The organism is Pseudomonas sp. MDT2-39-1, from assembly GCF_054898085.1.
This window is the reverse complement of record NZ_CM142716.1, coordinates 1,738,943-1,758,904: the sequence shown is the minus strand read 5'-3', so window position 1 is coordinate 1,758,904 and position 19,962 is coordinate 1,738,943. Positions and strand designations below refer to the sequence as shown.

Sequence of the window (19,962 nt, the reverse complement as noted above, 5' to 3'; positions counted from 1 at the left end):
GCACCATAATGCATCGTTCTTCCCTTATGCCTTTGCATGTGGTCGCTTCCCGGTGCGCGACTGCTTCATCAAATACTGGTTATCTGTCGTGCCCATTTCCTTGTATTCCGCCATGCCTGTTCTAGCTCGACGTATTAAGTCCTGCGTATTTGAATGCCGTTGTGTCAACTCGCTGAAGTGAATAGCTTCAAGCTCACTTTTAGGTGTCATGTAATTGACATTGGGAAGCACGTCCGCAGGGTAAATGACGCTGGTTCCCAGTGCCTTGAAGGCTGCCTTGGCCGAGGCATAGCGTTCATTGTCGGTGGATTCCCACTCGTTCAGCATGCTCTCTATTTTGTTGATCTTGACCGGATCCAGCCGGTTTTTGATGTCCTCGGCTTCCTGGACCCTTGAGCCCATTGCCAGGACGGCTCCCACTCCTGGAACCACTGAGCCCACCACGTTGTTGAAGAAAATATTGATTCCAGTACCCAGCCAGTCAATGGGGTCGTCGCTTGTGTCCAGATCAAGTCCATGGTCGATCGCCTTGATGGACATGGTTGATGTCTGCGGTATCAGAGGGCCAATCAATCCGGAGGTCGAAATAACAGAGGGGCTCGTACGGCCGGCCACTTCACCCCCGAAGTTTCCGATGGTCAGGCCGCCGGAAAACGGCATGACCTCTTGAGAACTGAAGCTGCCCGCCGCGGTGTGTTGAGGCACCAGGCTGCCCAGGTTTTCGCCTGCCACGTATCCGCCGGCGAAACCGATTGCCGCATTGATGGACTCACCCACCAGGTTTTTTGCAAGCGATGTTGCAATGTTGGATTTATGAATGATGTTGTCGATTTGCCCCAATGTTTGAGCCGCATGACCTTCAAGGACAGAAATGAACTTTGAATAGTTAAGGATGACACTATCTTCTTTTTTTTCACCGGATTGATCCACGTATCGCAGTGGGTTGTTCCCCACAAACGAATACAGATTCAAACCATCGACACTTCCCGCCGGGTCAGCGCTCACCCAACGCTGCAACCACGGCGCGTAGTAACGCGCGCCGTAGTAATAAAGCCCGCATTCATCCATTTCCTTGCCCGAATACCGGATGGTTTTGTAGCCGACCTCCAGTAAGGAAACCGCCGTCAGCCAGGCGCTGCCACCGAACGGGTAATAACCTTCGTGGCTGATCAGGCGGGCGTTCTGGTCAAGTTCGATGAGGCAGGAGCCCAGCTCGTCGTCGAGGCTGTAGCGCAGCTGATCCTGTTCGATACCATCGGGTTTTTTGTCGACCCAATGCAGGCAACGCACGCTGCCACGGCCCCCCGGCAAGGTGATGACGTGTAGCGTTTCGCCGTTGTCGCGGGTGCGGATTTCCAGCCCCGGCAAGTAGACCACTTGACGAAAATGCGTGAGGGTCGCGGCTTGCCATTCATGGCGCTTGAACACCCGTACACCCTGGCTGTAGCGAAAGACTTCTTCATCGCTGGGGCCGCTGTCACGTTCAACCAGTGTCGCACTGGCCAGTTGATCGCGGCTGTTCCAGTACAGGGGGCGTCCCGGGGCCGAGGCCAGGAGGTTGCCGTTACGGTCGAACAAGGTGTCAAAAACCGGATCGGGGTCACCTTCTTTCCAGTGCACCCCGCGGTTGCTGGTCGGGTCGATGAACATTTCGTGGGTGTAACCGCCCACCGCACGTTCATGGATCAACTTGATCAGGTTGCCGCCGGTGTCGTACTCGTATTTCTGTGTGTAGTTGAGGTGGTTGATGGGATCACTCGGCGATGGGCGACCGGGCAGGGCAGGGCTCGGGTCGGCGTCGCGGCCGGTGGCGCTGGTCAGCTGATACAGCGAGTTGTAGGTGAATTGGCAGCAGCCATCGATGACCTGGTTCTTGAAGTACACCGTTTTAAACGTCAGATCGTTGATGCGCTCGACGTTAGCGACCCGGTCATACACGTACTGAAAATGCTGCAGCAGGGCCTGGCCGGGCACACCGGCCTTCAACGTAGTGAGACGGCCATCGGCGTCATCGTAAATCCAGGTACTGACCACCTTGTTGCCAGCGTGTTGCTCAATGATCTGGCCGGCGGCATTGTAGCAGGCGCCTTCAAGGACGGGCTGCCAGGCCTCGGTGGGAGCGAGCCGCAGCTGAACCTGTTGCAGCTGCCCGGCGCGGTCGTAGTGCATCCGTTGCTGATGATCACCGGCATCGGTCTGTGTCAGCAGCGCGCCGAGCGGGCTGTAGGTGCGGCTGCCGGGAAAAGTGCCGGCATCGGTGATCGTCCGGCTGTCGCGCAACGGTTGGCCGCGCAGGCTGAAGCTGCTTAAGCCGAGACGGCCCGAGGGATCGACCTGCTCGATCAGCTGGCCGCACAGGTTGAACGCTTTATCGGCTGTGGCATCGGCGTAGCGGAAGGTTTCGACATTCGGTTGGTCGTTTTCATCGACAGCAATTACGCGCAACTGATCGTCGTAAACGGTGCACCAATGGTTGCCCTGTGCGTCCCAGCGCTGGAGAATTTCGCCGGCCAGCCCGGGCAGGCTGATCCGCCAACCGGCGTCGACGCTGCTGACCTTGACCGGTTGCTCGATAAGGCCATAGACCATGGCCAGGTTGGGCTTGAGCGCATCGGCCAGTCGCGGGTCCCGTTGCTCCACCAGCCGTCCGATAACGTCATGGCGTTGCCGGGTGATGAGGGGCTCAAGCGCGTCACTGGGGCTCTTGCGCAGATAAGCAATATGACGCGCTGCCAATCCACGCGAATCAATGGACTCTATTGAGGCGGTGTTCCAGTGAACAGAAGTGCTCATTGCATGACTGCCTTGATCGCTTTCGGCGGTGGCGCAATGTACGTGTCATTAAAGTCCAGACGGGTCGTGTACCAGGGGTGGATGATTGTGTACGCGACGTCGCCTTTGGCGTTGATGATCTTGATCAGGCGCCCCAGCATATCGTAGAAACTTTTATCGTGATGGCCGAATTCCTTGAAGCAAGCGTCATCGATGTAGCCATAAGCATTGGCGAAATAGGGGCGATAGGTGCGTACGGGTAATCCCTTGTTGTATTCAACGCGTTCGCTGATGCGCCAGCGCGGGTCGGCGTGCGCCACCTTTGGTTTGCCGTTTTCGATCACCAGTTCGCCGCCTTCTACGACATAGGCATCCCCCGGCTCAACCCTTTGCTGGGTTTGCAGGGTGCGGCCGAAGCCATCGACGATTGTCAGGATGATGTGGATCTGGTGCGGTTCGTCTTGATCGTAGTAGTAACGATCAGCGCTAAGAACGACGCTGTGCACCGGAATGCGCGTGACGCTGAGCAGCAGGTCCCACAACGCCTGTTCGGCCGGTGTCCGGGACTTGAGCCTGCTCAGGCGCAGTCGGGCACTGGCGCGGATGTGCAGGCTTGGCAACACGTAACCTTTTGCGGTCCATTCGTTCAGCCAGTCGAGTGTTTGCCTGACGGAGTCGGGGAGACGGCACATCCAGCTGAACAAGTCCTTGCGAAAGGTACTGGCGGCGTCTTGAAGCGCTTCCTCGGGGAATTCGATGGCCGTGCCCGGGCTCGCGTCGACGGGGCGGATGTAGTCGGCGATGGGTTTGAAGCCGGCGGGAACGCCGGACTCTGTTCCGTGATGGGTGACGGTGTGCGGACCTGACGGGTCGTAAAGGGCTTCTTCAACGTTGTCGTTGGCATCGGTGATCTGCCTCGGTTGCCCAGAGCAGTAATCGAACACAACGCGCGTGTTACAGCCATCCGGCCGCTCGACGCTGATGGTCTTCAGGCTGTAGTCGTCGTATTGCGCCTTGGTAATGCCGTGGCTGAGCGTTTCGTTGTATTGCGTCACTCTGTGGAAGTGATTGAGGTCTGCGTACGTGGCAAACGTGTAGAGGGCGGACCAAAGATTTTGCTGTTTATCCTCTTCTTCGTCGGCTTCTTTGTCCGTACCAAGAAACAGCTTCATGCACAGATAACCAATCTTCGTCAGCTCTGCCCGGATATCGATCGGCGGATCCACGTCGCCGTAGACTTCCAGCGCAGCCTTGTTCAGTTGAGCGATTTCCAGCGCCCACTTCAAGGCCTCAAACCCGGCAGTGCCATCCGGTAACTTTTCGTTGGCCGCGGTGACGTAGCGTTGCACCGATTGTGAAGTCAACTCCCGCTGCGCCACCCATTCGGCTGAGGGGAACAGAACAATGAAGTGTTCATAGGAAATCGTTTCCGGACTCAAACCCGCAGGTGCAGCGCCTTTGGGCAATACCAGCGCATTACCGCGTTGCCGCCAGGGCAGACCAAGCCTCCAGCCTTGCAGATTGAACAGGTGAATAAACTCGGCACGGGTTTCGCTCAAGTAGTAGAACTGCTGAGCCCGATCATGAGCATCAGTCCACCATTTCCGTTCATCGACGTCGGTAAAAGGTGGCTCGTCTGTCTCGGTCCTGCGCCGGGCATAGCTGACTGTGATGCTGTGGGTCGTCAGCCCATAGGCGTCCCGGTTCAAGTTGATGGCATGATGGCACAGCGGGTCGTCGACAAAACGCTCATAGTGGCATTTGATCTCTTCCAATGGCGACGCCATCAACACCGCATCGGGATTGTGTTCGCCACGCTCACGTACTTCACGGACGATGTATCGGTACTCGACAACCAGGAAGGGAAGCGTCGGCGGCTGGTCATCCGCGGCATAGGTTTCCATTCTGAGCACAGAGCCTGCGAGGGCTCGGGCGATTTCGTGAGCGGTGGCTTCATCGGCAGGTGTAATGAGTTCTTCGACCTCGTCGCCCGGGTGATATCGACAAAACAGCGTGTCGCCCAGCGGAGGTGCCTCATCATCAAGATCGAAGTAACCGTCGCGAGGCCTGTCGATCTGTTTGCCGGTATGAAACCAGGTGCACACCAGTGCCGGCGCGGTAAAGCTATCGTCTTCGCCCGAGCCGGTTTCACTGTCGGTCTGATGCAGCCGCCCGAAGCCACGCAATTCTCGATCCTGATGGTCGTACCAGGCCTCGAAATAACTGAAAAACTGATTCAGGCTATTGCCGGTGATTTCATCCCGCTGGGTTTGTTGACTGACGACTTGCACCGCGAAAGGCAGGTAACAGACGGGAAGGCGATTGAGTTCGAGAGTTTGCTGTTTTTCATCCAGCCAGTACTGCGCGGAACTCCTGTGCACCACCTCCGTGCTGCACCCCATGTTGTTATTGCTGGAGATCATCAAGTACGGCTTGGCGCTGACAAAATCATAACGCCAGTGTCGGGGTTTCATGTGCGGCACGGTCAGGATCAGGCTGGCACAGCCGAGCCCTTGCAGGTCGGCGAATGTGACCTGACACAGGTTGTCGTAACGCACGCCTTCGGGCCAGGGGACTGAGATGGGGGTCGGTTCAAAACCATTGCCACCGCGGTTGAGGTAAATGTCGAAGCTGTCGGATTTCAGATAGATGAGCGCGGGGGCTCCGGATCCGTTCAGATCCGCAATTCGCACCCGCCCTGCGTCGAACGTTGCGTATTCGAAACTCGGGCCGCTGATGACAAAGCCCTTGCCAAATTGTCCGTGCCCCAGGTTTGGCCAGCATTTGATTTCGTCGTGTCGAATGCGGCACAACTCGGTCATGTCACTGCTCAGCAGATTGCTCAAAAACACCAGTTCGCTGCGTGAGTTGCTGAACAATGGCAAACGGTCGTCTGTCGGCTCATGAGGGACATCCTCGCCCTTGGCAAAGCCAACCTCACGCTGATTGGCGTAAAGGCGCACGGAGTTGGGACCGATCAGCACCAGCGAGCTGAGACCGTCGCCCGTCAAATCGGCCAGCTGCGAAAGGGTATTAAAAAACTCGATAGGGAAGGCCGAAAACGGTATGAAGCCTGACCAGGTTCGATCCGGGTTCAGCGTATAAAAACCGCACATTCCGGGTTGAGCGACAATCCAGTCCAGACGACCGTCGCCGGTGATATCCATGAGGGCTTGATGCGCGGGTTTATTGCGGTCGGCCACCGGGATTTTCGTCAGCGCTGTCCACGGTCCGTAGTGGATGTCGTCGGGGCCTGTTGCGGCGCGCAAGGGCTCGCGGTAGTACCAGCATTGGTCATAACGACACAGAAAGCCCGGCAGGCCTTCACCGAACAGGTCGACGCATTGATAGAACTGGCCGTCTTCGATACCCGGCATGTTCTCGAACGGGAAGAAGGCACTCGGCTCTTTATTGAGTTCGAACGCCGAATAGTCGAACTCCACCGGTGGCATGTTTTCCACGGTGCCGCTGGCGTCATACGCCTGATAATGCGCCGCCGCGATCTGGCTATAGGACCAGGGGGTGGTATTGTCCGCGTACTCCAGCAGCAAACGGCGGACCAGCACAAGCCTGGGATCCAAATCCGGGAAGTTGTGGAACATCAGCACTTGCTGGCAGAGGCGGCGTGTACCCACTTCAAAGCCCTGTCGATAGGACGAAAAAGGGTCGTTACGGATCAGCCAGCCTCTGGGCGTCGGAGTGTCATAAACAGGTTTTTCATTCAGGTCCCACGCGCGTTCGCCATAGTCGAACACCAAGTGGAAATGCCATGCAGGCGTCGGAGTTTTCGGCATGACCCAGCCGTACAATTGGTCGTATGCCGCAACGTTGCCATACAGCACGCGATGCAAGTAGCGTTGGGCCCGGTAGTCATGCGGGGCAGACGCTTGGTCTGGGTCGTCGTCTGTTATGTACTCGTAACAGATATGTTCGCCCAAAGCATTCATGCTCTCCTGCAACAACCAGGCAACAATCCGCTCCGGGTTCAGCGGGTCAGCCTTGCGCGCGCTCTCGGTTTTGCCAAACAGGTGCAGGCTGCCGTCGGCCCCGTGCACTAGCCAGAAACCTATGGGGCTGGCATCGGAACACCAGTATTCAATCAAATCAAAAGTGCTTTCGACCCGTGGCCTATATCGCACCACGCGGTGATTGCCGATGGGCATACCACGGTATTCAGACTCTTCCCTGGCCTCGATCTCACCGTTGACGCCGCGCTCGGCCATCAACTCCTCGCCCAAATGGCCAATGAACACATCATCATTGTTATAACGCGGCACACCTTTGCTGGTCTGGCGGGTGATGGCGCTGAGGTTCAATAGCCAACCGATGCCAAACGGCCCGTTACCCGACTGACTGTTGTAACTCAATGAGAGTACGGGGTCCCAGCCGCGTCCGGGTGACAACGGCAGCGACAGTGCGAAGGAAGCGCCTCCCGTCCAGCCGACCTTGCCCCATTCTTTACCGATGCTGGTGACTGAAGCACTCTTGGTTATCGAGGGTTCAATAATGCTCAGGGACGCTTGGTCTTCCATGGGGCTGATCCTGTTTTGGCCTTGCGCTCGCCCGTGGCAACGGTGTCGCTTGATGGATCAGACGCTAACAAGATGGGAGCCCTGCGTAACCTGTCAGATCTGACAGGTCAGGAGGGTTTTTCTAGATCAAATGGCTGTAAGAAGAAGGCTTTTAATGCCATTTGGATTATTTGCAGGCAAAAAAACGGCCGGGTCGTCCATTCAGACGAGCCGGCCGTGTCGGTCAGTTGAAGCGCTTACTGCACTTCGACCGCCAGGCTTTCACTGATCTTTTGCTGCCAGATGGCAGGACCGGTGATGTGTACCGACTCGCCCTTGCTGTCGACAGCAACTGTCACAGGCATGTCTTTGACGTCGAACTCGTAGATCGCTTCCATCCCCAGTTCGGCGAACGCCACCACGCGGGATTTCTTGATGGCTTGCGCCACCAGGTAAGCCGCGCCACCCACCGCCATCAGGTAAACGGCTTTGTGGTCCTTGATCGCTTCGATCGCGGTCGGGCCGCGCTCGGATTTGCCGATCATGCCCAACAGGCCGGTTTGCTCGAGGATCTGACGGGTGAACTTGTCCATCCGCGTTGCAGTGGTCGGGCCAGCCGGGCCAACCACTTCTTCGCGCACCGGATCAACCGGGCCGACGTAGTAGATGAAGCGACCCTTGAGGTCCACCGGCAAAGTTTCACCCTTGTTCAGCATCTCGACCATGCGCTTGTGCGCAGCATCGCGACCGGTGAGCATTTTGCCGTTCAGCAGGACGGTTTCGCCCGGCTTCCAGCTCTGCACGTCTTCCGGGGTCAGGGTATCGAGGTTGACGCGACGGGCCGACGGGCCGGCTTCCCAGACGATTTCCGGGTAGGCATCCAGCGGTGGCGCTTCGAGGGCCGCCGGGCCGGAACCGTCGAGCACGAAGTGCGCGTGACGGGTAGCAGCGCAGTTCGGGATCATGCACACCGGCAACGAAGCGGCGTGGGTCGGGTAATCCATGATCTTCACGTCGAGCACGGTGGTCAGGCCACCCAGGCCCTGGGCGCCGATGCCCAGTTGGTTGACCTTCTCGAACAGCTCCAGGCGCATCTCTTCGATACGGTTGGACGGGCCACGCTTTTTCAGCTCGTGAATGTCGATGGATTCCATCAACACTTCCTTGGCCATCACCGCGGCTTTCTCGGCGGTGCCGCCGATGCCGATGCCGAGCATGCCCGGTGGACACCAGCCGGCGCCCATGGTCGGAACGGTCTTCAGTACCCAGTCGACGATGGAGTCGGACGGGTTGAGCATGGCCATTTTCGACTTGTTCTCGGAACCGCCGCCCTTGGCCGCCACGTCCACTTCCACGGTGTTACCCGGAACGATGGAGTAGTGGATAACGGCCGGGGTGTTGTCCTTGGTGTTTTTACGAGCGCCCGCCGGGTCGGCGAGGATCGAGGCACGCAGGACGTTTTCCGGCAGGTTGTAAGCCCGGCGCACGCCTTCGTTGATCATGTCGTCCAGGCCCATGGTGGCGCCATCCCAGCGCACATCCATGCCCACGCGGACGAAGACGGTGACGATGCCGGTGTCCTGGCAGATCGGACGGTGGCCGGTGGCACACATGCGCGAGTTGATCAGGATTTGCGCCATCGAATCGCGAGCTGCCGGCGATTCTTCGCGCAGGTAGGCCTCGTGCATCGCCTGGATGAAGTCAACGGGGTGGTAATAGGAAATGAACTGCAGGGCGTCGGCAACGCTCTGAATCAGGTCGTCTTGCTTGATCACGGTCATGAGTCGCGCTCCTCTAAAATTCGGGAACATTCAATAAGGTGCTTGCAGCTGGGGTGCATCGGTCGGTTGCAAGCACCTTTCAAGGCACGCCGGGGCTGCTGGCGCGACGCTAAAAAGGCGCGGCAGTATAGCGCGCCTCGGTTCCGGGCACACCCGCCGGCAGTCAATCATGTGGTGAGGTGATTTAGCGAACCGTCGCACCGCCCCGTTCGACTGCGAAGCAGTCGCCAATCCGACACACGCGGTATATCTGATGCATCGAGGTGCAGCTTTTGGGGTGGCTTCGCCACCCAACGGGGCGGTGCGACGTTTCGCTAAATCCCCTCGCCACAGGAAGCTCCCGCACCACAGGTTTTGCGTCATTCAGGGACATGCTTTTGACGCCAGTTTTCTGCCCCGAAAATTGAATGGTCATTTATCAGACACCCCACTAAAGTGGCATTCGGTCTGTAGAGTAGGACACTCGATCAGCCTCCTTTCGCACGGTGAGTCAACGATTGACCCATAACGCCATCCAACGGCTTTTGCTCAAACGCTTTGCCCTCGCAGCCGGCACCTACGCCCTGGCTTTGGTATTGCTGTGGCTGGCGTTTTTCACCGGACATTACGACGAACCCCTGGCCAGCGTGGCCATCGGCAGCGCGCTGGTGGTCATCACTCAGGCGGCGTTGTTCGCGGTGTTTTACAGTGGCTGCAACCTGCGATTCTCCGACCCGAGCCTGACCGAAGCGCAAGTGTTGATGGGCCTGGGTTGGCAGACATGGCTGATTGCCAATCTGGATGAGGCACGCGGTGCGTTCCTGGTGTTCTACCTGCTGATCATGTTGTTCGGGCTGTTCCATCTTTCCCGTCGTGCGTTTGTGCGGTGCGCGCTGTTGGTGTTTTTCAGTTTCAGCGCGATCACGCTGTGGGAGGGCTACCACTTCCGGTTGCCCGACCCGGCGCTCGCCGCGTTGCAGGTGTGCGTGCTGTTTATCGTGCTGATCTGGCTGGAGCTCTACGCCCGTTATGTTCAGGCTTCGCGCCAGCGTATGCGCCAACGACGGTTTGCCTTGCAAGCGCACCAGGACACCCTGCGCGGGATGATGCGCCAGCTCGAAGACCTGGTCGCCACCGACGAACTCACCGGGCTGTTCAACCGCCGACATTTCCTGCGCCTGGCCTCTCGCGAGCTGAATGCGATGGAAGCGGGCGTGGTGCATGGCCTGGCGTTGATCGACCTCGACCACTTCAAACGCATCAACGACATTCACGGCCACGCCGCGGGCGATCAGGTGCTGCAAGCCTTTGCCGGCGTGGCCACCGCCTGCCTGCGCGAGGGTGACGTACTGGCCCGTTGTGGTGGCGAAGAGTTCGTGGTGCTGTTGCCCGACTGCAACGCCGAACGCCTGACGTCCTGTTGTGAGCGGCTGCGCATTGCGTTCACCGATGTCGAGCTGATCGGCCTCAACGTCGCCCATCTCAGCTTGTCGGCGGGCATGACCTTGCTGGAGCTGGGCGATGACCTCGACGACGCCTTGCAGCGCGCCGATCAGGCGCTCTACCGCGCCAAGCGTGACGGTCGCAACCGATGCGCGGCGGCGTGGGAGAACGTCGATGCCTGAGTTGCGCGTCGGCGAGCGCCGCTGGTCGGTGGCGCCGGGCAGCAACCTGCTCGACGCCCTGAATCAGAACGGCGTGGTCGTGCCTTACAGTTGCCGTGCCGGCAGTTGCCATGCGTGCCTGGTGCAATGCGTTCGAGGCTTGCCCAGTGACAGTCGTCCCGATGCCTTGAGCGCTGATCAGCGACAGCAAGGCTGGCGCCTGGCGTGTCAGTGTCAGGTGGTCGAAGACTTGCAAGTGCACACCTTCGATCCACAAGTCGACGGCCGCCCGGCCCAGGTCGCTGCGGTCGATTGGTTGAGCACCAGCGTGCTGCGTTTGCGTCTGACACCTGAGCGACCGTTGCGCTACCGCGCCGGGCAGCATCTGGTGTTGTGGGCGGGCAACGTCGCACGGCCTTACTCCTTGGCCAGCCTGCCGGAAGAAGACCGCTTTCTGGAGTTTCACCTCGATTGTCGGCAGCCGGGGGAATTCAGCGACGCGGCCCGACAGCTTAAAATCGGCGACCCGATCCGCCTCGGCGAACTGCGCGGCGGGGCGCTGCACTACGATCCCGACTGGAACACCCGGTCCCTTTGGCTGATGGCCGCTGGCACGGGGTTGGGGCCGCTGTTCGGTGTGTTGCGCGAAGCGTTGCGTCAGGATCACCAAGGCGCCATCCGCGTCATTCACCTCGCCCATGACGCCAGTGAGCATTACCTGGCCAAACCCCTGCAAGCCATGTGCGATGTGCGTGAAAACCTCAGTCTCGAATGCTGGACCCCGGCCGAGTTGCCGCAGGCGTTGGCGCAACTGCGGCTTGTTTCCCGACAAACACTGGCCTTAGTCTGCGGAGCCCCCGACAGTGTCGACGCCTTCGCCCGGCGTTTGTACCTGGCCGGATTGCCGCGCAACCAACTGCTGGCGGATGTCTTTGTTCCCCGTGGTTGAGCGCTGACCGTTTAACGACGCGAGACTCGCCATGACCGATGCCATCCAGCTTGAACGCGAACGCGGCCTGCTGACCCTGCGCCTGAACCGCCCCGACAAGAAAAACGCCCTGACTCGTGCGATGTACAGCCACCTGGCCGAAGCGCTGAAACAGGCCGACACCGACCCCGAAATCAACGCCGTGCTGATCACCGGCAGCGCCGAGTGCTTCACCGCCGGCAACGACATCGCCGACTTCATCCAACAACCGCCGAGCAACCTCGACAGCCCGGTGTTCCACTTTATGCTCAACTTGCTGGAGTGCCGCAAACCAGTGATTGCCGCTGTGGCGGGTGCCGCGGTGGGCATTGGCACGACGATGTTGCTGCATTGTGATCTGGTGTATGTCAGCCGTGATGCTCGGTTGCGGATGCCGTTCGTGAACCTTGGATTGTGTCCGGAGTTTGGTTGCAGCCTGATCCTGCCGCGTCTGCTCGGGCATGCCAAAGCCGCGGAGTTGCTTCTACTCGGTGAGAGCTTCAGCGGTGAACAGGCCGCCGCTTGGGGCATTGCGACCGAAGCGTTGGACAGTGGCGAAGACGCGTTGGCCAAGGCACGGGAGATGGCGTTGCGGTTCGAATCGTTGCCGCCGGAAGCGGTGCGGATCAGCAAGCAATTGATGAAAGCGCCGGACCGGGAATTGCTGCGTAAAGTGATAGAGGAAGAGGGTGCGTTGTTTACCCAGCGGTTGCGGTCGCCTGAGGCGATGGCGGCGTTGTCGGCCTTTATTCGCCGACATTGAAGATGCGGTGACCGAGCTGACGCCTTCGCGGGCAAGTCGGATCGCCGCACCGCTCGCTCCTACAGTGGATTTTCGGCGCTCACATAACCTGTAGGAGCGAGGCTTGCCCGCGAAGAGGCCCGCCTAAACACCACACATCCCAAACTGGAAACCAAAAAGCCCCGCCATTCACATGGCGGGGCTTTTGTTTTTCAGCAGCCGGTCACTCAGACCATCGGATCGCCAACGTGCAGGATTTTCATCCCGTTGGTGCCGCCGATGGTGTGGTAGCTGTCGCCCTTGGTCAGGATGACCCAGTCGCCTTTCTCCACGACGCCGCGTTTGAGCAACTCGTCGATCGCAGCCTGGCTGACTTGCTCAGGCGGCAGCGATGCCGGGTCGAACGGTACGGTGTAGACGCCACGGAACATGGCCGCGCGGGCCTGGGTTTCGCGGTGCGGGGAGAACGCGTAGATCGGGATGGAAGAGCGGATGCGCGACATGATCAACGGCGTGTAGCCACTTTCGGTCAAGGCGATGATCGCTTTCACGCCCGGGAAGTGGTTGGCGGTGTACATAGCCGCCAGGGCGATGCTCTGGTCGCAGCTTTCGAAAACCTTGCCGATGCGGTGGCTGGAGGTCTTGCTGGTCGGGTGCTTTTCAGCGCCGACGCAGATGCGCGCCATTGCTTGCACGGCTTCCAGTGGATACAGACCGGCAGCACTTTCTGCCGAGAGCATCACGGCGTCGGTGTAGTCGAGCACGGCGTTGGCCACGTCGGACACTTCGGCGCGAGTCGGCATCGGGTTCTGGATCATCGACTCCATCATCTGGGTCGCGACGATCACAGCCTTGTTGTGGCGGCGTGCGTGCAGAATGATTTTCTTCTGGATGCCCACCAGCTCGGCGTCGCCGATTTCCACACCGAGGTCACCACGAGCAACCATGACGGCGTCGGATGCTTTGATCAGGGCATCGAGGGTGTCATCGTCGGCCACGGCTTCGGCGCGTTCGATCTTCGCCACCAGCCAGGCAGTACCGCCGGCCTCGTCGCGCAGTTGACGGGCGTATTCCATGTCGGCGGCGTCACGCGGGAAGGACACGGCGAGGTAGTCGACCTGCATTTCGGCAGCGAGCTTGATGTCGGCCTTGTCTTTCTCGGTCAGGGCCGGCGCCGTCAGGCCGCCGCCACGACGGTTGATGCCTTTATGGTCGGACAGCGGGCCGCCGATCAGCACGGTGCAGTTCAGCTCGGTGGCGGTCGCGGTATCGACGCGCATCACCACACGGCCGTCGTCGAGCAGCAGCTCGTCGCCTACGCCGCAGTCCTTGACCAGGTCCGGGTAGTCGATGCCGACCACTTGCTGGTTGCCTTCGGTCAGAGGATGGCTGGTGGAGAAGGTGAATTGATCACCGATCTTCAGCTCGATCTTCTTGTTGGCAAATTTGGCGATACGGATTTTCGGGCCTTGCAGGTCACCCAGCAGGGCGACGAAGCGGCCGTGCTTGGCCGCGAGGTCCCGCACCAGCTTCGCGCGAGCCTTGTGCTCGTCGGGGGTGCCGTGGGAGAAGTTCAGGCGGGCGACGTCCAGGCCAGCCAGAATCAGCTGTTCGAGAACTTCCGGCGAGTTACTGGCCGGGCCAAGGGTAGCGACGATTTTGGTACGACGGACGGACATGCAAAGACTCCTGAGTTCAAGCGCTGAGTGAGGCTACTATGCTCCGGGGATGTAGTCATTGTTCGTTTGCACTACTTATTCGTTTTTATCTTGAAACGAACATTCTTGAAAATGACGAACGCGATTTACCGTTTGTCGGAACTGTTATTTCTTACAGCTAGGCGCCCGGGTTGGGTGCGGGTTGAATGCTCTGCAACCTCGTCAAACGGTGATGGGGCAAGGAGATGAAAATATGTCCACGGAAAATAAGTCGCTGCCTGTTCCGGTAATTCATAAACCGACAGAAGGCTCCCTTGTGACACACACGGTTTCGGTACATGGAACCGCAGAGGCGGGCCAAAAGGTTCAAGTCTCTAAGGCAGATGGAAGCATGCGATTTTTTGATGCTCAGGTGGGCAAAGACGGTAGTTGGGAAGGCACATTGCCCAAGGACCTGAAGGGCGAAGTAGTGATTACAGCTCGCTTGATCGGTGACAATGAGTCTTCTCCCTGGGCGCCGGTGCGACGATTCAAGGTCGAATGACCGCGCTCCTGTTCATGATAAAAGCCTACTGAGCCATCGTGGTTCAGTGGGCTTTTTTTCGCCTGATCCGAGTGCAATTGTTAAAGTTCGACCCGTCTCTATATCGAGTGAAAACTGGCACAGTGCGGCTGTCGCTGCCACTACACTTCATGTTCATCACCACTTTCCTGAAGATTTCCGCCAACGGGTCGATACAGAGCTCAAGACAGGAGAACCCCCATGCGATTCGTGCCCATTGCCGCCCTTGCCCTCAGCGTCCTCAGCGTCACGGGCTGCACCCGTTGGTCGATGAACCATCATTTGAATAACGCCTACAGCGCGTACGATCGCGGCAATTGCGAGCAGGTGATGCTTGAACTGTCGAAAGTCGAACGCTCCAGCCGTGCGCGGCCTTATGTGTGGCCGGAAGTGTCGATGATGCGCGGCCTGTGCCTGGAACGGCAGAAGCTGTTCATTGATGCGGCGCAGACGTACCAGTACATCATCGCGTCCTACCCGCAGAGCGAATACGCCTACCGCGCCCGTGCGCGTCTGGAAACCTTGCAGAGCCTGGGCCATTACCCGATGCGCAGTGCGGCGGCCGTGCGCCCGACGCGGTTCTGATTGCAGCGCTCATGCAAAGGCTGGCCGCCCTGCGGTGGTGAGCTATAGTCGAAGAGATCGGTTTTAGAGCCTTGTTTCTAAACCGAGGTCATACCTGTGATCGGCAGCAATAAGCGTCAGCGGTTTCATGGACTGACGCACCGGGATCGGGGAGAGCGAGCCAGGCTTTTCGACAAGAGCAAAAACGGCACGTTCCGAAGCATTAGTTCGGCCCTGCTTAAGGGCCTTGCTGGGCCATTGCGCATGATTACCGACCGCCGGATCGAGCGGCATCAACTGCCGTATTTTCTGAAAGTGTTCAACAGCATCACCGACAAACCCATCGGCTTTCTGGGCAATGTGTCCGCCGACGGGCTGATGCTCATCAGCCAGTTGCCCATGATGGTGGGCGTCGACTTTGACCTGCGTCTGAAAATCCCCGCCCGCGACGGTTGCCAGCTGGTCATTGACCTGACGGTGTGTTGTCTGTGGTGCCACGAAGACGAAACCCCCCACCATTACGACGCCGGGTTCAGCCTGCAACGGGCACCGCCGGAGTATGGGCAATTGGTGGAGGCGTTGACGCAGTACTTCAGCTTTCAGCCGTTGCCTGCCTCGGCGTGAGGTGAATCGTCAAAAGCATCGCGAGCAGGCTCACTCCTACATGGGCATCGGGTGTTCACAAATATTGTGGTCACCAAAGATCCCCTGTGGGAGTGAGCCTGCTCGCGATGGCGTCAGCCCAGACAACAAAAAATGACAGGCTGAACGCTACGTCGTCTTGATCGCCTTCTCGTTATCCAGCGACCGCTCCACCAGCATCAACCCCAACTCACTGATCCGATAAATCGCCATCGCCAGATGCCGCGGCTTGTCCTCCAGGCTGTCGGCCAGGTCGAGCAGCAACGTGCTGACCGTGGAAAAGGTTTCGTAGGTCTCGATGTTCAACGCTTCGGGGTTGGCATCGGCGACAACGGTGAACATTTTCATGGCACGGTCCTGGGAAGAGCGAAGGGATTCGATGTTGGGCTTGAGGTAATGGTCCAGCGCCCTGTCGGCGGCGGCGTGGAGCTTTCTTGAATCGAGGGTGGCGTAGGGGGAAACCGGGTCGGTTTCGGGGGGATTTGGAGTTGCTTTGAACATATTTTCGTACTCGATTGGGGCTGCCACGACCTCGCGACTAAACGAAGGGGTGGCGGCTGTAAGCAGGTTAGTCGACCGGTGAGTACGAGAACCGGCGCGCTCGAGAGCGCCCTGCGAACAGCCACCATCGAGTGCGGGGATAGGGATTACCCGACTGGATGACGCTTGTGCACATCGTACAAAAACCGGGCGACTAAACCCGATCGCTGATTGGCAGCGACGCGGATCAAGTTACGGGGCAAGGTCAAGGTGCACAAGCCGGCGGATTCTGGCGGATGTGTAGTCCGTTGCGCAAGACGCTGTAGTCACTTGGCGAAGGCCTGAAGGATCTGGGCGAAGCCCCGTTCAACGGCCCGTGCCGTTCGTCGGAACTGTCAGATTTTACAGGTAGGCAGCGATCTGGTTCGCGGCGTAGAAAAGGAGCCTTGAGATTTCCACAGCAGGCGGCGGCGGAGCGTGATCATGACTGAAGACGAAAGCAAGATGAATGGGACTGAGCATCGGGAGGTTGAAGAGCACAGCGGAGGGGAGCTTTCGGTGTCGGCCGACATTGAAATCCCGGACAGCGCTGGGACCATTTCGCCTCTATCTATACGTGAAGTGAGCCCCTGGATGATCGTGGATCCCAATCAGACGTTCCAGTTCCATTTGGACGCGGAAGGTAGCCACCAAGTATGGATAAAGGTGTCCATAGCTGGCAGTAGGGAATGGATTCATGAAGGCGAGTTCCAGGTAGGGTTTAGATGGAACATCCGTCGAATTACCTATTCAACAAACAAATTTGGCTTTACAGAGTTATGGCATTATTGGCAGTACTATAATCAAAACTCATCTTGGTTAGTCATTCCTCTTGTGCTGAGTCGCTTGCCCGTTATTGATGCGTTGTCAGTGTTTACCAATACCATCAAGGGTTCGGGTGGCGATGCCACGGAGTTGGCAGTCTGGGTCAGTAACGGTAGTCAGTTATCCGGTCGTGTAACGGGTGGTACTAGATGGTCGATACCTCTATGGTCCGAAGTGCACCCAGGAACTTTCCCTATCACCGTTGAACAATCCTGCGCCGGGTATTCCACACGGTGGTCTGAAATAAAAACAATTACTTATTTCGCGCCCCCGAAAGTCACTACGCCTGTAGATAACACAGCATTCAAACTCGATTCGAATATATCAGTGAGTGGCACCTGGGGAGCACCGGGTGAACAGATTCAAGTCTTGACCGAAAACGGATTGAAATTGTTGGGGCAGACCCATGCTAGTGGTTCCGGCAGCTGGGGGCCGATAACATTTTATGGCCGGGAACATTATCCTCTTGGCGGCTGGGTAGTCCTCCAAGTGGGCCACAAGAGAGGAAGCAGGGAGGGCTGGAAGGCAGTAAGAGTGTTTCTTGCGCCCCCTCCGACGCTCAATGCTGACCCCGATCCGCAGGATCAGACCTTCAATGTTTCTGGTCTCGGAGGCGCCCCGGGCTTGGAAATGCAAATACTCAAGGACTTGGGGGACAACACGCCTGTTGGAAAAGCTACGCTGCAAACGGATGGAGCCTGGACGGTTTCCGTCACCGTTCCGGCCGGGCGGATCAGTCTTGTGGCCGAGCTGGTGCTGGACAGTTTTCGTTCTGGGCGTAGCGTCCCCCAAGCGTTCAACGTCCGCCCTCCCGCATTAACCACTGTTACCGTCACCTATCCCACCGAAACCACGGTGAAGTTTTCCGGCAGCGGCCATACCGGCGCGACGGTCGATATCAAGATTGTCAGCGGCCCGGGCGGAACGGTGCCGCCCTCTGTCCAGGTGAAACCCAATGGCGTATGGGACACGACGGCAACAAACTGGACGACTGGCCTGTACACACTGACGGCAATTCAAAAAGTTTCCGACAACGCCAATGACTGGATTGAATCGCAGCCGTACCCGTTCACCGTCGACAGGCAACTGGAAGATCCGACCAATGTGCAGTACACGAAGGACTACCAGCCAACCTTCTCTGGCAATGGTAATACCGACGCTACGGTCAGGATCGCTAACCCCGGTTACATCACCACGGCTGCCCCCGATACGATTGTTGTCAATGGCCAATGGTCGAGCAAGGCTTCAGAAGTGTGGGGCCCGACATTCAATCGGGACGTTCATATCAAGCAATTCTTGAATGGTCAGCAGTCGCCGACCTGGGTCCCACTGTATGTTTGCATCCCGCCATTGGCACCGGATATCAGCAAGGTGGACGTGGTTGGCTTGCTAGTCGCCGTTTCGGGCACCTGCTGGCAGAATGCTGAGGTTGAGCTCACGTTCAGCGACCGCGATAGGACATTTGCTGCCGAGGTGACCGGTACAGACTGGGTTTTTCAGCGCGCGGAACACTTTGAACCAGACATCCTCCATACCGTCACGGTAACCCAGACCGCGGCCGAACAGACCTCATTGCCCGCATCCGAAACCTTTCAAACCGTTTTGCCCATTCCCCAGCCGGTCATCACTGACCCTGCCCCCAACGCAGAGGTTGGCCGCGACATGACTGTCCAGGGGAATAACGGCCTGGAAGGGGCCACGATGCAACTGCGCGATACCCGATTCGGTGCAGCGCTGGGTGAACCCAAATTGCTGACGGAGAATGGTGAATGGTCAATCGACCTCACCGAACTCCAATCTCGTCAGTACATCATCGACGCTCAACAAACGCTCAATGGGCGGGAGTCGTTGCGCAGTGATCCGCGCACGTTTCAAGTCGTGCTATTGCCACCGGTCATTACGGTGCCAACTGAAAACGAAAATCTGCCACGAACCTCGATCCTGGAGGGCAGGGCCATGCCGGGCGGACGGGTCGAAGTTTGGCAACAGGGCGCAACCGAGCCTTTGCTGACGAACATTGCGGTGGGCAACGACGGCAGCTGGAAAGCCGAGGTGACGTTGCCGGTGGGGGTTACAACCATCTGGGCCAGGCAAACGTTTGAAGGGCAGACGTCAAAAGACAGCCAGCCATCGACCTACAACGTGGTGCCGGCAAAGCCGAGTATCGAAACCCCGGCGGCGGACGAACACGTCGGTCGGTGGGTGGTGGTCTCAGGCTTCGGCGTGCCGGGGGACACGGTGGCTGTGAAGCTGATCAACCCGGGACGTACGGTGTTGAGGCAGAGTCCGGTGCTGGAAGATCGCACGTGGTCGGTGACGGTGGAATTCGATCAGCCCGGTGGCCGCTACAGTCTGGTGGCCGTGGCCTCGTGCGACGGGTTCGAATCCGCCGATTCCCTCGAGCGACCGGTCGTGCTGGGTACGTACTTGCCTGTTATCGAGTCGCCTGAAGCGGGACGTTGGGTCAGTCACCCGGTCGAGTTCAAAGGCCAGGGCAGGGAGGGGGGCGGGGAAGTTGTGAGCTGGTTCAACCCCGAACTGAAATGGGCCGTGAATATTCGAGTCTTTAGGGATTGGCAGGGCGTGGCCTCGCAACTGCTGCCCCTTGGCGGCCAGTGGTGCCGGTTCAAGCAAACCCTTACGGACAGCGAGGAGGGTGCGACGGTTTCCGACTGGGCCGAGAGCAAACGCTTCGAAGTCGTGCCTGCCCCGTCAACGGAACCCGGATACCCAACACCCGATGAACGGTCATAAAAACTGTCATTTCTGACAGTAGACGATGGCTGTGTTCTGGTGCCAAATCTGTTTCATCAAACGCACAGCCTGACAGGGTTGT

General features: G+C 58.5%; 12 protein-coding genes. 7 read left to right on the top strand and 5 right to left on the bottom strand.

Going from position 1 to position 19,962, the window contains the following annotated elements; genetic code table 11:
* Nucleotides 1-24: 24 nt before the first annotated feature.
* The 3 genes from ACYZTM_RS08580 to ACYZTM_RS08570 form a co-directional block, all read right to left on the bottom strand.
* Complete coding sequence (locus ACYZTM_RS08580; RefSeq protein WP_461988143.1) at nt 25-2,793, bottom strand: RHS repeat-associated core domain-containing protein; 2,769 nt, start codon at nt 2,791-2,793, stop codon at nt 25-27.
* Nucleotides 2,790-7,304 (bottom strand): SpvB/TcaC N-terminal domain-containing protein, encoded by a 4,515-nt coding sequence (locus ACYZTM_RS08575; protein WP_461988141.1) that lies wholly within the window; start codon nt 7,302-7,304, stop codon nt 2,790-2,792. Before ACYZTM_RS08575 ends, ACYZTM_RS08580 begins: the two co-directional genes overlap by 4 nt.
* 236 nt (nt 7,305-7,540) lie before the next feature.
* Nucleotides 7,541-9,064 carry a fumarate hydratase gene (locus ACYZTM_RS08570; protein WP_461988139.1) on the bottom strand — a complete coding sequence of 508 codons (1,524 nt, stop codon included), beginning with the start codon at nt 9,062-9,064 and terminating at the stop codon, nt 7,541-7,543.
* A 497-nt stretch (nt 9,065-9,561) separates the two neighbouring features.
* Between ACYZTM_RS08570 and ACYZTM_RS08565 the strand changes: the two genes are divergently transcribed.
* Genes ACYZTM_RS08565 through ACYZTM_RS08555 form a run of 3 tightly spaced genes read left to right on the top strand, consistent with a single transcriptional unit; the run spans nt 9,562 to nt 12,377 of the window.
* Entirely contained in the window at nt 9,562-10,668 is a 1,107-nt protein-coding gene (locus ACYZTM_RS08565) for a GGDEF domain-containing protein (protein WP_461988137.1), read from the top strand.
* Entirely contained in the window at nt 10,661-11,596 is a 936-nt protein-coding gene (locus tag ACYZTM_RS08560) for an iron-sulfur-binding ferredoxin reductase (protein WP_461988135.1), read from the top strand. The genes ACYZTM_RS08565 and ACYZTM_RS08560 overlap by 8 nt, the downstream gene beginning before the upstream one ends.
* 31 nt (nt 11,597-11,627) lie before the next feature.
* Nucleotides 11,628-12,377 carry an enoyl-CoA hydratase-related protein gene (locus ACYZTM_RS08555; protein WP_461988133.1) on the top strand — a complete coding sequence of 250 codons (750 nt, stop codon included), beginning with the start codon at nt 11,628-11,630 and terminating at the stop codon, nt 12,375-12,377.
* Nucleotides 12,378-12,583: 206 nt separating this feature from the next.
* On the opposite strand, the gene pyk is transcribed toward ACYZTM_RS08555, so the two are convergent.
* Nucleotides 12,584-14,035, bottom strand: a complete 1,452-nt coding sequence (pyk, locus tag ACYZTM_RS08550; RefSeq protein ID WP_461988131.1) for a pyruvate kinase — start codon at nt 14,033-14,035, stop codon at nt 12,584-12,586.
* A 232-nt stretch (nt 14,036-14,267) separates the two neighbouring features.
* Here pyk and ACYZTM_RS08545 point away from each other — a divergent pair, with 232 nt between their 5' ends.
* The 3 genes from ACYZTM_RS08545 to ACYZTM_RS08535 all read left to right on the top strand — a co-directional run bounded on the left by ACYZTM_RS08545 (nt 14,268) and on the right by ACYZTM_RS08535 (nt 15,764).
* Nucleotides 14,268-14,558 carry a hypothetical protein gene (locus ACYZTM_RS08545; RefSeq protein ID WP_461988128.1) on the top strand — a complete coding sequence of 97 codons (291 nt, stop codon included), beginning with the start codon at nt 14,268-14,270 and terminating at the stop codon, nt 14,556-14,558.
* Nucleotides 14,559-14,777: 219 nt separating this feature from the next.
* Nucleotides 14,778-15,161, top strand: coding sequence for a tetratricopeptide repeat protein (locus tag ACYZTM_RS08540; protein WP_461955420.1), 384 nt, complete (start codon nt 14,778-14,780; stop codon nt 15,159-15,161).
* A gap of 243 nt (nt 15,162-15,404) precedes the next feature.
* Nucleotides 15,405-15,764, top strand: a complete 360-nt coding sequence (locus ACYZTM_RS08535; protein ID WP_461988126.1) for a PilZ domain-containing protein — start codon at nt 15,405-15,407, stop codon at nt 15,762-15,764.
* 147 nt (nt 15,765-15,911) lie between these two features.
* Here the strand turns inward: ACYZTM_RS08535 and ACYZTM_RS08530 are convergent, their stop codons facing one another.
* A complete protein-coding gene (locus tag ACYZTM_RS08530) occupies nt 15,912-16,283 on the bottom strand; it encodes a DUF6124 family protein (RefSeq protein WP_461988124.1) in 372 nt (123 codons plus the stop codon).
* Nucleotides 16,284-16,745: 462 nt separating this feature from the next.
* Here ACYZTM_RS08530 and ACYZTM_RS08525 point away from each other — a divergent pair, with 462 nt between their 5' ends.
* A complete protein-coding gene (locus ACYZTM_RS08525) occupies nt 16,746-19,880 on the top strand; it encodes an Ig-like domain-containing protein (protein ID WP_461988122.1) in 3,135 nt (1,044 codons plus the stop codon).
* Nucleotides 19,881-19,962 lie beyond the last annotated feature (82 nt).

Bases quoted from the DNA above. Each gene is read 5' to 3' on its own strand.
- ACYZTM_RS08555 (WP_461988133.1), top strand. From the start codon at position 11,628: ATGACCGATGCCATCCAGCTTGAACGCGAACGCGGCCTGCTGACCCTG.
- ACYZTM_RS08545 (WP_461988128.1), top strand. From the start codon at position 14,268: ATGTCCACGGAAAATAAGTCGCTGCCTGTTCCGGTAATTCATAAACCG.
- ACYZTM_RS08525 (WP_461988122.1), top strand. From the start codon at position 16,746: ATGACTGAAGACGAAAGCAAGATGAATGGGACTGAGCATCGGGAGGTT.
- ACYZTM_RS08580 (WP_461988143.1), bottom strand. From the start codon at position 2,793: ATGAGCACTTCTGTTCACTGGAACACCGCCTCAATAGAGTCCATTGAT.
- ACYZTM_RS08560 (WP_461988135.1), top strand. From the start codon at position 10,661: ATGCCTGAGTTGCGCGTCGGCGAGCGCCGCTGGTCGGTGGCGCCGGGC.
- ACYZTM_RS08570 (WP_461988139.1), bottom strand. From the start codon at position 9,064: ATGACCGTGATCAAGCAAGACGACCTGATTCAGAGCGTTGCCGACGCC.
- ACYZTM_RS08540 (WP_461955420.1), top strand. From the start codon at position 14,778: ATGCGATTCGTGCCCATTGCCGCCCTTGCCCTCAGCGTCCTCAGCGTC.
- pyk (WP_461988131.1), bottom strand. From the start codon at position 14,035: ATGTCCGTCCGTCGTACCAAAATCGTCGCTACCCTTGGCCCGGCCAGT.
- ACYZTM_RS08530 (WP_461988124.1), bottom strand. From the start codon at position 16,283: ATGTTCAAAGCAACTCCAAATCCCCCCGAAACCGACCCGGTTTCCCCC.
- ACYZTM_RS08575 (WP_461988141.1), bottom strand. From the start codon at position 7,304: ATGGAAGACCAAGCGTCCCTGAGCATTATTGAACCCTCGATAACCAAG.
- ACYZTM_RS08535 (WP_461988126.1), top strand. From the start codon at position 15,405: ATGATTACCGACCGCCGGATCGAGCGGCATCAACTGCCGTATTTTCTG.